The organism is Pseudoalteromonas sp. SWYJZ98, from assembly GCF_015864495.1.
Taxonomy (GTDB): Bacteria; Pseudomonadota; Gammaproteobacteria; order Enterobacterales; family Alteromonadaceae; genus Pseudoalteromonas; species Pseudoalteromonas distincta.
In genome coordinates, this window is sequence record NZ_JADYXA010000041.1 from 1 (window position 1) to 14055 (window position 14055).

11 protein-coding genes and 1 riboswitch are annotated in these 14055 nt (G+C 39.8%); of the genes, 4 read left to right on the forward strand and 7 right to left on the reverse strand.

The features are described from left to right. Positions 1–198: 198 nt before the first annotated feature. Positions 199–1392 carry an HD-GYP domain-containing protein gene (locus tag I6F10_RS16850; RefSeq protein ID WP_165744855.1) on the forward strand — a complete coding sequence of 398 codons (1194 nt, stop codon included), beginning with the start codon at positions 199–201 and terminating at the stop codon, positions 1390–1392. A gap of 53 nt (positions 1393–1445) precedes the next feature. Here I6F10_RS16850 and I6F10_RS16855 read toward each other — a convergent pair whose 3' ends face one another. The 6 genes from I6F10_RS16855 to I6F10_RS16880 form a co-directional block, all read right to left on the reverse strand. Continuing rightward, on the reverse strand, positions 1446–2483 hold the full coding sequence (locus I6F10_RS16855) for a general secretion pathway protein GspB (protein ID WP_165723572.1): 1038 nt from the start codon (positions 2481–2483) through the stop codon (positions 1446–1448). Between the two features lie 11 nt (positions 2484–2494). After that, complete coding sequence (locus tag I6F10_RS16860; RefSeq protein WP_165744853.1) at positions 2495–3412, reverse strand: ExeA family protein; 918 nt, start codon at positions 3410–3412, stop codon at positions 2495–2497. Between the two features lie 164 nt (positions 3413–3576). Continuing rightward, positions 3577–4095: an Lcl C-terminal domain-containing protein gene (locus I6F10_RS16865; protein ID WP_165744851.1), complete on the reverse strand. Its 519-nt coding sequence runs from the start codon at positions 4093–4095 to the stop codon at positions 3577–3579. Between the two features lie 9 nt (positions 4096–4104). Then, on the reverse strand, positions 4105–5760 hold the full coding sequence (locus tag I6F10_RS16870) for an Lcl C-terminal domain-containing protein (RefSeq protein ID WP_165744850.1): 1656 nt from the start codon (positions 5758–5760) through the stop codon (positions 4105–4107). Positions 5761–5829: 69 nt separating this feature from the next. Continuing rightward, positions 5830–6162, reverse strand: a complete 333-nt coding sequence (locus I6F10_RS16875; protein ID WP_024596875.1) for a hypothetical protein — start codon at positions 6160–6162, stop codon at positions 5830–5832. Positions 6163–6184: 22 nt separating this feature from the next. Next, positions 6185–6889, reverse strand: coding sequence for a DUF2982 domain-containing protein (locus I6F10_RS16880; protein WP_197099148.1), 705 nt, complete (start codon positions 6887–6889; stop codon positions 6185–6187). 246 nt (positions 6890–7135) lie between these two features. On the opposite strand from I6F10_RS16880, the gene I6F10_RS16885 reads away from it, so the two are divergent. From I6F10_RS16885 to msrA, 3 genes are all read left to right on the forward strand, one after another. Further along, positions 7136–8188, forward strand: coding sequence for an efflux RND transporter periplasmic adaptor subunit (locus I6F10_RS16885; protein WP_197099149.1), 1053 nt, complete (start codon positions 7136–7138; stop codon positions 8186–8188). Between the two features lie 3 nt (positions 8189–8191). Continuing rightward, the gene (locus tag I6F10_RS16890) at positions 8192–11290 is read left to right on the forward strand and encodes an efflux RND transporter permease subunit (protein WP_197099150.1); all 3099 of its coding nucleotides are present in this window, start codon (positions 8192–8194) and stop codon (positions 11288–11290) included. Positions 11291–11375: 85 nt separating this feature from the next. Next, positions 11376–11912 (forward strand): peptide-methionine (S)-S-oxide reductase MsrA, encoded by a 537-nt coding sequence (gene msrA, locus I6F10_RS16895; protein WP_002958750.1) that lies wholly within the window; start codon positions 11376–11378, stop codon positions 11910–11912. 77 nt (positions 11913–11989) lie between these two features. Here msrA and I6F10_RS16900 read toward each other — a convergent pair whose 3' ends face one another. After that, a complete protein-coding gene (locus I6F10_RS16900) occupies positions 11990–13816 on the reverse strand; it encodes a TonB-dependent receptor domain-containing protein (protein WP_197099151.1) in 1827 nt (608 codons plus the stop codon). A gap of 36 nt (positions 13817–13852) precedes the next feature. Further along, positions 13853–14036: riboswitch (cobalamin riboswitch) on the reverse strand. Between the last annotated feature and the right edge of the window lie 19 nt (positions 14037–14055).

Below are 14055 nucleotides of genomic sequence, written 5' to 3' on the forward strand. Positions count from 1 at the left end.
TATGTTCGTTAATCATAATGTGCCCTCAAACAAGATTTGAAGATCTGATCATGACATTGAGATTTAGTTCAAAAAAATCCCCGCTAATTTCTTAGCAGGGATTTGTGTATAAGAGACAGCTGTAAAGTGCCTTTTTTATTTGGTCGTTACGTATAAGTTTGTTAGTTTAAAAGTAGATTAACAACTGAAGTCGTAAAATTGAAAACCATTCCTATTACTAAGTTAGTCCCAGGTATGTTTGTGCAAAGCGTTACCAAACAAACTGGCAGTATTAAAATTAAAAACCAAGGCTGGGTTAAAACTCAAGCTGGTATTAATAACCTGATAAAAGCAGGTATTTTAGAAGTAGAAATTGACCCAGATAAAACCCTCATTGATTCAGTCCCTGAAAAAGATCCTATCGCTACACCTACAACAAAAATAAAGCGTGATCCTTGGCAAAAAATAAACAGCGCTGAGCAAGAAATGGGAAAAGCAAAAAAGCTTTATGACGAAGCAAAAACACTGCAAATAAAAGCATTTAAAGATATAAAAGCTGGCCGTGATATAGATATAGGGCCGTTTAGAGAACTGGCAAGTGGCTTTATGGATTCAGTTTTTAGAAATCAAGATGCCCTAGCCTGCCTTACCCAAATGCGCCAAAAAGATGCCTACCTACTTGAGCACTCAATTAATGTATCAATATTAATGGGTATTTTTGCAAAACACTTAAATATAGAGAAAGATACTATTGTTGAGCTGACTACCGGCGCACTATTACACGACATTGGTAAAATAAAAATCCCTGATGAAGTGCTAAACAAACCTGGGCGCTTTACAGACGACGAATTTAAAATAATGAAAATGCATTCGCTTTTCAGTAAAGAGATATTAGAAGACTCTGGGTTAACAGGAATCGCGGTAGATATTGCAGGTATGCACCACGAAAGACTCGATGGTAAAGGCTACCCGTTTGGTAAAAAAGGTGACGAGATAAGTCAGTATGTGCGTATGGCGTCAATTGTAGATGTTTATGATGCACTTACCGCAGAACGTGTTTATAAAGCAGGCATGGAGCCAATAAAGGCGTTTAAAATATTAAAAGACGGGTGCCCAGATAGCTTTGATCCTGTGCTGCTTAATAAATTTATTCAATGTATTGGCATCCATCCGGTAGGAACGCTTGTAAGGTTATCGAGTCAAAGAGTGGGTTTGGTCACCGAGAGTAATCCGGGGGCACCACTAAAACCTGTCGTTAAAACATTTTACAGCGCTAAGCATAGCCGCTACACCGAAGTAAAAGATATTGATTTATCTAATAAAAAAACTGTAGACACTCTTGAGTCAGCGGTTAAACCTAAAGAATATAATATTGATTTAGAGCGCTTTTATAAAAATTCAATATTATCCTAAGCACAATCGAGAGCTCAATATTCTACCGAGCTCTCAACATGATAACTAAGCGCTTACTGCGGCCAGTCTTGCAAAGCTTTTAAGCTAAACTCATAACCATCAAAATCTAGCACACTTTGCTCAGGTGTAATTTCTGTGACTGTTAGAGCCCCTATACTTTCTCCTTCGTGTAATTCTCGGCCATTTAGCTTGATCCAACGTTTATCAGCACTCGATGAATATATATGCGCTTGATATTTAATACTAGGTAACATTGATTGCAAACCATCAGGTAATAACTCAACAGGCTCAACACGTGATGACGTTTTTGACGCTTGAGTAACTTCATAATCTTGGTTTTTTTCGACATCTTGTATAGCTTGCGCAAATGCATTTTTAAGAGTTGTAGGCACGGCATCAAGCTCAGGGTCACTCGTCTGTTGGGATTGGGTGCTGCCATTAATTGGCTTACCCAATACCTTATATTTACTCATATCAAGTTGAGCCGATGCGGTATTTTGATTTTGCCCAAATACCGCAGTGTTTTGTGCATTATTTGGATTGTAATTACTTTGTGGGTTAAACGCTGGCTGATTATAATTTTGAACCGGCATTACTTGTTGCATGTTTTGCTGATTATAACCTGCTGCGCTCGTGACTTGGCTCGACGGCATAGGAATATACTGACCATTTGGGGTTAATAACATTTGCTGTACACCATTGGGTGTTTGCACATGCACAAGTTGCCCTTCAATCGTTGCAGTATTTGTTGGAGCTACTTTTGCAGGCTCTAACTTAGCTACTTGCTGTTTTTCAGCTTCAGCATCTTCCTCTTTAACGTCTTTGTTAGGCGATGATTTTTCGCTTTCCACCACCTTAATTACAGCGGGTTCCGCTGCGTTTAATAAAGTCGTACTTTGAAACCACTTTCCGGCGGTAAAGCCACCCGCTACCGCAATAAAAGCAGCTAAGCTTGTACCAAATACTAATGCTAATCGTCTATAACGTTTAAGTGCTTGCTGTTGCTTTAACTGCTCAGATTGTAAGTCGTACTGTTCAGCACTCATATCTGATTGCTGCGACTGCTTTAGCGCATCTAATAAATAAGACATAACTTACCTAACTATAAAATAAATGAAAGCCCAATGCCTACGGCAAATAAAGCAGCGAATGCAAGGCTATAGGGTACAAATGACGTTGCTTTGTTAGCTTCGTTAACCGGTGCTACAAAATCCATGGGTAATGACTCATGGGCTGATTTTTTTATTATATCGCTATCAACTATCAACTGCTGCTTTGCAAAAGTCCCAACTAAAGCACGCTCACAGACCAAGTTCATTAATCGTGGCACACCGCCAGTTAATTGATGAACAGCTTGCATGGCATCCATCGAAAAGATTCCTTTATCACACCCTGCAATATGTAACCGATGCTTTATGTAAGCGACTGTTTGGCCTTGCGTAAGTGGTAATAAATGGTAACGAGCCGTTATCCTCTGGGCAAGTTGCCTTAATTCGTTGCGCTTCAAAAGATCTTGCAGCTCAGGTTGACCAACCAATACTATTTGTAATAATTTTTTATGATCGGTTTCTATATTTGTCAGCAAACGTAATTGCTCAAGCACGTTAGGGGCAAGTAATTGTGCTTCGTCAATAATAAGTATAGTGTGCCCGCCCGATTTATTATTAGTCTCTAAATGCTTTTTTATAATATCGGTAAGACTTTTAAGCGTCGCATTATGAACATCGTAACTAATATTGAGCTCATCACAAATACTGGCTAATAACTCCAGCTCTGAAAGCGCTGGGTTATGGATCATCGCTACTTGAGTGTTTTCAGGAAGCTGCTCCAACATACTGCGGGTAATTGTAGTTTTACCAGTACCCACTTCGCCTGTTAATAATACAAAACCACCGTCTTCACCTAATCCATAGGTAAGGTGTGCTAAGGCTTCTTTATGTCGTTCACTTAAAAATAAGTAATGAGGGTTGGGCGAAATCGAAAAAGGTTTTTCGTTCAGGCCAAAATAGCTTAAATACACCGTGATGTTCCTTCGTAATTAAATCACGGCCTATAATGGCAAAAAAATGCGCTGAGTGACAACGTTGTAAGCGCTTTATTATTGAAATAACGTAAATTTATGTAAAACAAAAAAGTGCAGCTGTTTTAAGGCTGCACTTTTGTCTGTCTAATCTTAGTATGCATTTACTCTTCGTAGCGCACTAATCGTAAATACACATTACTGGTTTTAGCATGTAAGCTATTCAACCCACTATCAAATTGATAAACCCACGCTGAGCTCATCGTGCTTACACCCGATGTATTTGACCAATAGTTTTGAAGCTTAGTGCCCAAAAATACGTCTTCATTAATACTCGGCTCTGTGCAACTGTGCTCTAAAATACTCGCCAATTCTTTAATGTTAGGCATTTGCCAATCATCGTAATCTGCGGTTGTATCATTTTTAGCACCGCGTAGTGCCTCTTGCCAAGTAAGAGAAGGTGTTGAACCTTCACAAAGTTGTGTCTCTGTATTATAAGTTTGTCCATAACTACAGCGTTGCCACATAAGGCCTGTTTCACTATCAGACACTGTGCCATCTGTATTTACAGTAAATCTATCTGTCGGTGTTGTGGTATCTGCACCGTCGTAGCACGTTTGCGCCGCTGCAATATTAAAGCTCAAACTTATAGTTGCTAGTGCATAGAGTAATTTAAATTTCATTATTTTCTCCTAACGACTTCTAACTAAACGTACATAAGCAGTATTTTCTTTTGGATAAGCAAGGTCGTTACCATCACTCATATCAATGATATACGCTTGAGATAAACTGGTACCATCAGCTGCTGTTTGAGAGGTCCAGTACGGTAAATCCACATTTTCTATATCACCTGATTGAGGAATATAAGGAAATAACGATTCGTCTATCAGCACTCTTTGCCCTTGTTTCCCGTAATCAATTAAACCTAAAAGCTCATTATAAGTTGGTAAGCGCCAGTTTGTACCACCACAGAAATCTAAGCTATTCACTTCGTTTATATAGCTTTGCACGCCGCAACTGGTATCATTTGGGCATGTGCTATTTGCAGTACTTGTATCTGTAAAAGTAGTTTCTCCTATATCCCAAAAGTAATGATTTTGCCCCTCACGCAAACTTGTATCTGGTAATACTCCTGAGGATTCAGTTTTTACTTCCCATACAAGCCCAGTAACATTATCGCGTATACAGGTAAAGTCACTACTATCATCACCAACTTCATCAGCAAACTGATTAAGTTTAGTGTAATCAAACGCTAAATTACCTTTGCCAACTTTATCTAAGCGGTTTGCATAGCTATCGCGTCCAAGCTCTGCATCTTGCGCTGGAAAGTCATCACTCTCACAATTAATACGTTGAGTATTGTTATAACACTCACCAACACCACTATCGTTGATGAATCCAAGTGCTTTGGGTGATACATCAACAAATAAGGAGTCTGTATCGGTGCGTCCTTTTGAGTCGGTTACCGTGACTTCAAAGCTCAATGTAGACTCAGTATCAACATCTGAGGCAAAAAATGTCGTTGTACATTGGTCGCTATTGCTTAATGTTTCGCTATTACCGGTAAGTTGTTGCCATTTACACTTATAGGTATCGGTAACTGTTTCGCTATTTGTTGCATCAAGCGTTACTTGTTCAAACTCTTCAACATTTTGATCTGCGCCTGCATTTGCATCCACTAACTCATTTGTTTTGTTGAGTGTCATTGAATATTGAGTGCTCGCCTCGCCACCCTCATCATCAGTGACAGTTAGCTGCCAAGATAAATTCACGTTACTTTCAAGTAATGGATGAGAAAAGCTAAGAGTTGATTCATTAAAACTCTCAATATCTAAATCAGGACCCGATAGCAATTGCCACATATAACTATCAATTTGGCCATTATCATCAGGATCGCTCGACTCTAGGGCACTCAAAGTCACTGTACCTTTGTATACAGAGGGAAGTGTTTCAGGAGATGTTTGTGTAACAACAGCAAGAGGTAGTTGGTTATTAGAGCTCACTGAAATAGAAATGTCGTCACTAACAGCACTACTACCTGTACTTTGATAGCTCACTCTTAATATTATTTGACTATCAGTTTTTACGTCAGGTGCAGTAAGTGTTTGCTCAGCGCCTTCAAGGGGGAAACCTTCTATGCTTGGGCCACTAACTTGTTGCCATGAAAACGTACCATCAGCGGGGGAACCTTGTGCTGTGATGGTAAATTCAGATTTTTCGATAATTTGTAAATCGGCTCCAGCATTAACAGACGTTTCAACAACTGTATTATCGCTATCACCGCCACCGCCTCCACACGCACTCAGTAAACCACACGAAATGAGGGGGATTAAAGCAAACGCTTTCATACGCAGCACCTTATTATGTCAAATAATTACTATAGTGTAATCACTAGCAATAAAGATGCCATTACAGTACTACATATATGTGTCTTGATGAATACGTACAAACAACTTCGTACCGATTTTACTGTAATCTATTTTGTATTCACGCCCGTCTAGAGCTTGAATAAACAGCAACTGCTTTTCTTCGCCAAATACATCAGCGCTACTTACATAAACCATTTCTAAATAACGCTCTTTTGCATCACGGCGGTTTTTAGGTAATTCTTCTTTAAATGGCTCCAGACCATGTTGCGTTACTTTAATTCGAGGATGAATTTCAGAGTTTACAATCACTAAATCATGCTTTTTATCTTTATGTATTATGGTGTTTCGACCACTTTTTAAAAAGGCTCTCTCTTGACTCATTTTTCTTTCCTACAGTCGTAGCTTAATTACTAAGCTGCGACGCTATAAACTGACTAGGCTCGCGCTTCCACTTATTTAAGTTAGCACTAAATGCCCAAATATCTCTATCTAACACGCTGGCAGGCAATAATAAATCGTAACCTGTTAGCTGCTGAAGGTGCTTAGTTCTATTAGCAAACATGGCTATAAGCCCAGTATAGCTTATCCCTTTATGGGATGTGTAATGTGTATCTTCTATTAACCATTCTGATGGGCAATTGCCATTTTTGCAATGTTTTTGAACAACTTGCATAAATAAATTACGCTGCTCTATTAATAATTTCCCTGCAATTCTAGGCGCTATGCTTGATAAAAAGTCGTCTATATCATTTACCTTAACGCCAACCGCATTTAATTCTAAATAGTCAAAGCCATCTTCTACTTTGGGTATTCCACTGTGATGAAAGTTACTATGAGGCATACACCAAGCTCCGTACTTGTGGCAATAAACGAGCTCAGATTCGCTTAATATAAGGCTATGGTATGGTTCTTGAGATTTTAAAAATCCAATAAAAATAGCCACAAGGCACAAGCTCACTAAAAATATTTCAACAATGCTGATCTCACCTGGTCTTAATAAATTAAACAACATAATAAAGACTAAGCCTATAGCACCTACAACAATCACCTCAATTGCGTTTCGCGCGCCCTGTGCCCGAAACTTAATGACATTGTCAGATTTATCCATATCGGTAAAACACCATATAAAAAACAAACATAATAATGCCCCAAATTATGACCTTTCTTGTTGTTATACATAAGTTACAGCTAGTTTTAAATTTCATACATTACCGCTTTTTCCTCAACAATATAGGAACAATGAATAAATCTTATTTACTTTTACGCTTAACGCACAAATTTATGAGATACATAACCGTCTTTTCACGGTCTTATTTCGTACAATACTTACAATTCATTTTCAGGTATGAAATCAATGTACTCAAGACAATCAGGTAAAGCACTTTTTCCATTTATTATTACGTTACTTTTAATATTTAGCGTTTATTTATATTTACCCGCTAGCCACGGCGAACAAGCCGATTCATCACAAATGTCTACCCAAGTAACGGCTCATACTGTTACCTCTGAGGAAAACGCAGTGATGATAGAGGCCATCGGTAGTGCACGTGCAAACCAAGCTATTTATATAAAAAGTGCGCAAAACGATTATGTCACAGATATATATTTTAAAGATGGCGACTTAGTCAGTAAAGGACAAAAATTAGTACAGTTACAAAGCCAACAAGAGCAACTTGCAGTTAAAGAACTCGGTATTAACTTACGTGAGGAAAAACGTCAGTTAGATCGCCTTACCGAACTTTCACGTTCGCAATCAACGGCAAAGTCATTACTTGAAGAACAATTATCTCGTGTTGATGCCACTGAAGCTCAACTAGAAAGCGCTAAAACAAAGTTAAATGAAATGACTATTACCGCGCCATTTTCAGGCCTGTTAGGTAAGCGTGAAATATCAGTTGGCGCCTACGTAAGCAACACAACAATAATCACCACACTTGATGATATTAGTATTATTAAAGTTGACTTCAAAGTACCTGAAAAATATTTAGCACAATTAAACATGGGTATGAAAGTACTTACCCAAAACGATGCCTACCCAGATCAAACATTTACTGGCAAAGTCACGCATATTAGCTCGCGTATTGATTCGGTAACACGCAGTGTTGAAGTAACTGCAAGCTTTGCTAATAAATCAGGATTACTTCGCCCTGGTATGTTACTAAATACAGCACTTGAGCTAAGCAGTAACCAAGCTTTAATGGTGCCAGAAAAAGCGGTTATCCCTTTACAAGACAAACACTTTGTTTTTCAAATTCAAGACGGAGTAGCCAATAAGGTTGAAGTGCATGTTGCTGGCAGAAATAATGGCTGGGTTGCTATCGATGAAGGTTTAAATTATGGCGAGCAAATTGTTACTGAAGGGCTAATAAAAATTCGCTCTGGTAGTAAAGTAAGCGTAAAGGGGTAATACGTGAAAATTACTGATACAAGCGTTAAACGCCCCGTTTTTGCCATAGTAATTAATTTACTGCTTCTTACTTTTGGTCTGGTTGCATTTACTATGCTGCCCCTTCGTGAGTACCCTGATATTGAAACGCCAATAGTAAATATCAGCACTGAATACACAGGTGCTTCTGCCGAAATTATAGAAACCAAAATAACGCAAATAATAGAAAATCGAATTTCCGGTATTGAAGGTATTAAAAGTATTAACTCTTCGAGCCGTAATGGGCGCTCAAACATTACCATTGAGTTTGATATTAACCGCGACATAGATGCTGCATCTAACGATGTACGCGAACGTGTAGCACGTGCGCTTGATAGTTTGCCCGATCAGGTGCGCCCACCAGAAGTGTCAAAATCAAATAGTGATGAAAGCCCTATTGCATGGTTTGTATTAAACAGTGAAACAATGGACTCGTTACAGCTCTCTGATTACGCGCAGCGTTTTATTGTTGACCGCTTAGCCGTAGTAGATGGTGTATCTAACGTGCGTATTGGTGGTGAGCGCCAATACGCTATGAAAATTTGGCTAAACCGCCAAGCAATGGCTGCACGCGGTATTACCTCAAGCGATATTGAAAATACACTGCGTACAGAAAACGTTGAATTACCTGCTGGCGAAATAGAATCAATAGATCGCGACTTTACCGTGCGTACCGCACGTAGTTATAAAGATCAGCGCGATTTTAAAAACCTTGTTATTAAACGTGGTGAAGAAGGTTATTTAGTGCGTTTAGGTGAAGTTGCCGACGTAAAATTAGAAGCTGCCGATGACGAAAGCTTATTTCGTGGTAACGGGCGCAACATGATTGGCCTAGGAATTGTAAAACAAGCTAAAGCAAACACGCTTACCGTAGTAGACAACGCACGCAGCGAACTTGAAAAAATCAAACGTAACCTACCTGAAGGCACCACAATTCAAGACAGCTACGATTCGTCTGTATTTATTAAAGAATCAATTAGTGAAGTTTACAGCACACTTGCCATCTCTATGGGTTTAGTCGTACTCGTTATATTTTTGTTTTTAGGCAATATACGAGCAACGCTTATTCCTGCGGTTACCGTACCGGTCGCACTTGTTGGTAGCTTTATGTTTTTATTAGCAATGGGCTACTCAATCAACTTACTAACTTTACTTGCCTTAGTACTGGCTATTGGTTTAGTAGTAGATGATGCCATTGTAATGCTTGAAAACATTCACCGTCGTATTGAACTGGGTGAGCCGCCATTACTTGCTGCATATAGAGGTGCGCGTGAAGTTGGTTTTGCCATAGTAGCAACCACGCTTGTACTAATATCGGTGTTTGTCCCATTGGTGTTTATGGATGGCCGTATAGGGGCATTATTTACTGAGTTTGCAATGGCGGTGAGTGCTGCCGTATTTTTCTCAAGTGTTACAGCGCTTACTCTTGCACCAGCCCTGTGTTCTAAAGTACTTAAAGTATCAGACAAACCAAATAAATTTAGCCAATGGATGGACCGCCAGTTTACTAAAATTGAAGTAAGTTACCGTAATTCGCTCTCCACTAACATAACCCGTAAATGGGGCTTAATGGTGAGCTTATTATTAGCGGGCTTTGTTAGTTACTCGTTGTTTTTACAAGTTCCCTCTGAGCTAACGCCAAAAGAAGACCGTGGCACGTTCTTTATTATGATGAGCGGCCCTGAGGGCGCAAGTTATGAAAATAATGCCGCTAATATGGCTAAAATTGAAGAACGTTTAATGCCTTACTCGCAAGCAGGTGAGCTAAGTCGTGTACTTGTTCGAGTGCCAGGCTGGGGTGGCAGCGGCGGTGTTGCGATTGTTGGTATGGCCGATTGGGATAAACGCAAACGCTCAACATGGGAAGTAATGGACGAAATAAGCGGTAAAATGCAAGAAGTTACCGATGTGCGTGCATTTGCCATTATGCGCCGTGGTATTGGCGGCGGTGGCTCTTCTCGCCCTATTGAGTTTGTATTGCAAGGTAATGATTATGCACAACTTGCCGATTGGCGTGACCGTATAATTAAACGTGCCGAACAAAACCCAGGTTTAGTAAGAATCGATCATGATTATAAAGAAACCTTCCCGCAGTTTTTAGTCAGCATAGATAAAAACAAGGCTGCTGATTTAGGCGTTTCGGTATCTGATGTAGGCCGTACACTTGAAACAATGCTTGGCCAACGCCGTGTTACAACCTTTATTGACCGTGGTGAAGAATACGATGTAATTTTAAAAGGGACTAAAGAAGACTTTACTAACCCTACTGACATTTCAAATATATATCTTAAATCACGAAGCGGTGAACTAGTCCCACTTGATAGCCTTATCAGCTTAAAAGAAGAAGCAACCGCATCGCGCTTAAACCGATACAACCGTATGCGCGCAATTACATTAAGCGCCAACTTAGCCGACGGTTATACGCTTGAGCAAGCGCTTAACTTTTTAAACGAAGTAGCCGCGCAAGAAAACGATATAGATGGCGCCGTAGATTACAAAGGCGAGTCGCAGCTTTATTACGAAGGCGCATCAGCGATGACCTACGTATTTATACTTGCACTCACCGTTACCTTTTTAGTACTGGCAGCGCAGTTTGAAAGCTTTATGCATCCATTCGTCATTATGCTTACCGTACCACTTGGTTTAATGGGCGCTATGTTCGGACTTTGGGCTACAGGACTTACCTTAAATATTTACAGCCAAATAGGTATTGTCATGCTCATAGGGCTAAGTGCTAAAAACGGTATTTTGATTGTAGAATTTACTAACCAACTGCGCGATAAAGGCGTTGAATTTAGTGAAGCTATTTTGCAAGCGGCAACTCAGCGTTTGCGCCCTATTATTATGACCTCGCTGACTACGGTTATGAGTTCGGTACCTTTAGTACTTGCTTCAGGCCCGGGCGCTGAAAGCCGTATGGTGATAGGTGTAGTCGTGTTTACTGGGGTTATTGTATCGACCCTACTAACTCTTTTTGTTGTACCTGCTGCATATTATGCACTTGCACGTAACACTCAATCACCTGAGTTTTTACAGCAAAAATTAGACAAACAAGCCGCTAAAAAACCTTTCGAAGAGATCTAGCCTCTTAATTGCGCCGTAACCTTGTTGTTGCGGCGCATACAATTTATGCTCGCCTTTAAACCCCATATACATTTTAGGAATACTTATGAGCTCAACAACGCAAGTAGCAACATTTGGTGGCGGCTGTTTTTGGTGTATAGATGCTGCATTTAGACGTGTAAATGGCGTACTAACCGTAAGCTCTGGCTACACCGGCGGTGAAACAAATAACCCAACATATGATTCTGTATGCTCAGGCACAACCGGTCACGCTGAGGTTGTTAAAATTGAATTTGACGCGACTGTAGTTAGCTTTGAAACACTCTTAGCAATGTTTTTCACACTGCATGATGCAACACAATTGAATCGCCAAGGTAACGATATAGGCACACAATATAGAAGTGTGGTTTACTATCACGATGAAGCTCAACTTAAGCAAACCAACGAAGTGATAGCTCAACTGCAAAGCCATGTCGCTGAGCCAATTGTGACAGAAGTCAGCCCTGCTACTACGTATTACCCAGCAGAGCATTATCACCAAGATTACTATAACGAAAACCCACAGCAGGGTTACTGTAGTATTTTAATAGCACCTAAGTTACACAAGTTTGAAACCGTATTTAAAGAGTTCTTAGCTGACTAGCTAATTTTAGTAGTTAAACTTAGCTACACATTAAAAAGCCCGACATAAGTCGGGCTTTTTAATATTAATAAATACCGTTAAAACTGGTAGCTTGCGCCTGCAAAAAAGCGACGCTCTGGCGTGTTGTAGTAATACACTTCACCCGTTGTAAAATCAGTGTTTGAATCAACAGCGTTATATTCTTTATCAAATAAGTTTTCTACACGAAGTGAAACTTCAATATGTTCATTTACTTGATAATTACCCGCTAGGTTCCAGAGTGTATAAGAGCCTAAGCGCGTCACAGCACCTTGTCTGTCGCTACGGTATTGCATGTCTAAGCTTGCATCAAAAGCACCAAACTGTTTTGCAAGTTCCCAGTTAAAAGTACGTTTAGCAACATTACGCAACTCTGCGCCCGTTTCTTCGTCTTCAGCGCTTAAGTAAGCAAAGTTAAGGTTGCTATCAAAACCAAAAAACTGCTGAGATAAGCTAAATTCAACCCCTTCGTAGCGTGCTTCATCGATATTAGCCAATGCAAAGTTTGCATCGTAATCAATCTTATCTTCTATATCGTTTCTAAATATTGCAATATCAACTTGTGCGATATCAAAATCCACACTCAAACCTAACTCACGGTTTACTGATTTTTCAGGTTGTAAATCAGGGTTACCATAAAGTGGATAATATAAATCGTTAAATGTAGGGGCTTTAAAGCCAGTACTTTGGCTTATACGAAATGTTGCATCTTCAGATAAATGATAACCTGCAGCGGCGGTATACGTTGTTTCATCGCCAAATTGCTCGTCATCATCTTGGCGAACAGTTAAATTAGCCAGTACTTTATCTGCATCGTAGTAAGCACCTACAAACACGGCAAGTACATCGCGGCTGTCTTCAACAAATAGTTGCGAACTATGAGATACATCATCGTTGTACCAATTGATACCACCACTAATGTTAAGCTCATCAGATAACAGGTACTGGCCGTTATAATCAATTTGTGTGCGTTTAGTTATAAAAGTACTTGTTGTTGGTCCAACTGAAAAATCGACATATGTATTGTCTGAATCATCCGTTGCTAGCGCTAAATCAATACTGTGCGTTTGGTTAGTGTAGTTTTTACTCCAACCTGCAGAAAGTTGATAGTTTTTAAAATCATCTCGTTCAATCGTGCTGTCTGCAGGGCTAAAGCGGCTGTCGTAATCTGCGAAACCTTCACTGTATTGGCCTAATAACTTAAAGTCGCCGTAATGTGCATCGGTGTAGTTAACTTTAAAACCAAGGTTTTTATTTTCATAGCCATCTTCATCAGGTGCTACGCCTTGCAGTACATCAAAGTTATCTGTTTTTTCAAAGCCTGCGTTAAATGCTGTTGTTATATCATCTGATTTTACAGAGCCTGCAACTTGATAATTTTGATAAGAGTCAGAACCAAATGTAGCGCTTAGGGATAAGTTATCTGACTCACGCGTAATAATATTAATAACACCAGCGAGTGCATCAGAGCCATAAACAGCCGCGCGAGAGCCTTTAATAATTTCTATGCGTTCAATACTATTTAGAGGGACATTATTTAATGCTTTTTGACCTAGTGTTGCTGAGCCTGTACGTACACCGTCAATTAAAATCAACGTATCGCCAGAGCCCGTACCACGAAGTGACACACCTGTATTTTGACCAAAACCACCGTTTGGATTAACTTGAAAACCCACTCGCGTGCTTAAAAGTGTAGGTAAATCGCGTACGTTACTAGCTTCTATTTCAGCACGTTCAATAACATTTACACTCGCTAAAACGTCGTTAATTGATTGCTCAAACTTATTAGCTGTAACGGTTATTTTTTCAATTGATTGCTCTGCACCAGACACAGAAAATGAAAGCGCAGCAGAAATTGCAACGCCTAGAGTTGTTTTGTTTAACATGATGTCCCCTACCTTTGCCCACCGCAAAGATTTAGTAAGTAAGATTGCATCAAGGCCGGTCTCCGGACTCAGTAAGCACATAAAAACATGCAATACTCTACCGTTGCGGGGGCAGTGTTGGGCTTGTAGTCATCATGAAAACGCACCAACTTCCCGATTATCCTGCTAAAAAAATCATTACATGAAGTGGCTAGCAAGCACCTTGAAAATATGCCGTCATTGTGAGCATTTTGTTTACA

Bases quoted from the DNA above. Each gene is read 5' to 3' on its own strand.
- I6F10_RS16855 (WP_165723572.1), bottom strand. From the start codon at position 2,483: ATGTCTTATTTATTAGATGCGCTAAAGCAGTCGCAGCAATCAGATATG.
- I6F10_RS16880 (WP_197099148.1), bottom strand. From the start codon at position 6,889: ATGGATAAATCTGACAATGTCATTAAGTTTCGGGCACAGGGCGCGCGA.
- I6F10_RS16865 (WP_165744851.1), bottom strand. From the start codon at position 4,095: ATGAAATTTAAATTACTCTATGCACTAGCAACTATAAGTTTGAGCTTT.
- I6F10_RS16885 (WP_197099149.1), top strand. From the start codon at position 7,136: ATGTACTCAAGACAATCAGGTAAAGCACTTTTTCCATTTATTATTACG.
- I6F10_RS16900 (WP_197099151.1), bottom strand. From the start codon at position 13,816: ATGTTAAACAAAACAACTCTAGGCGTTGCAATTTCTGCTGCGCTTTCA.
- I6F10_RS16870 (WP_165744850.1), bottom strand. From the start codon at position 5,760: ATGAAAGCGTTTGCTTTAATCCCCCTCATTTCGTGTGGTTTACTGAGT.
- I6F10_RS16875 (WP_024596875.1), bottom strand. From the start codon at position 6,162: ATGAGTCAAGAGAGAGCCTTTTTAAAAAGTGGTCGAAACACCATAATA.
- msrA (WP_002958750.1), top strand. From the start codon at position 11,376: ATGAGCTCAACAACGCAAGTAGCAACATTTGGTGGCGGCTGTTTTTGG.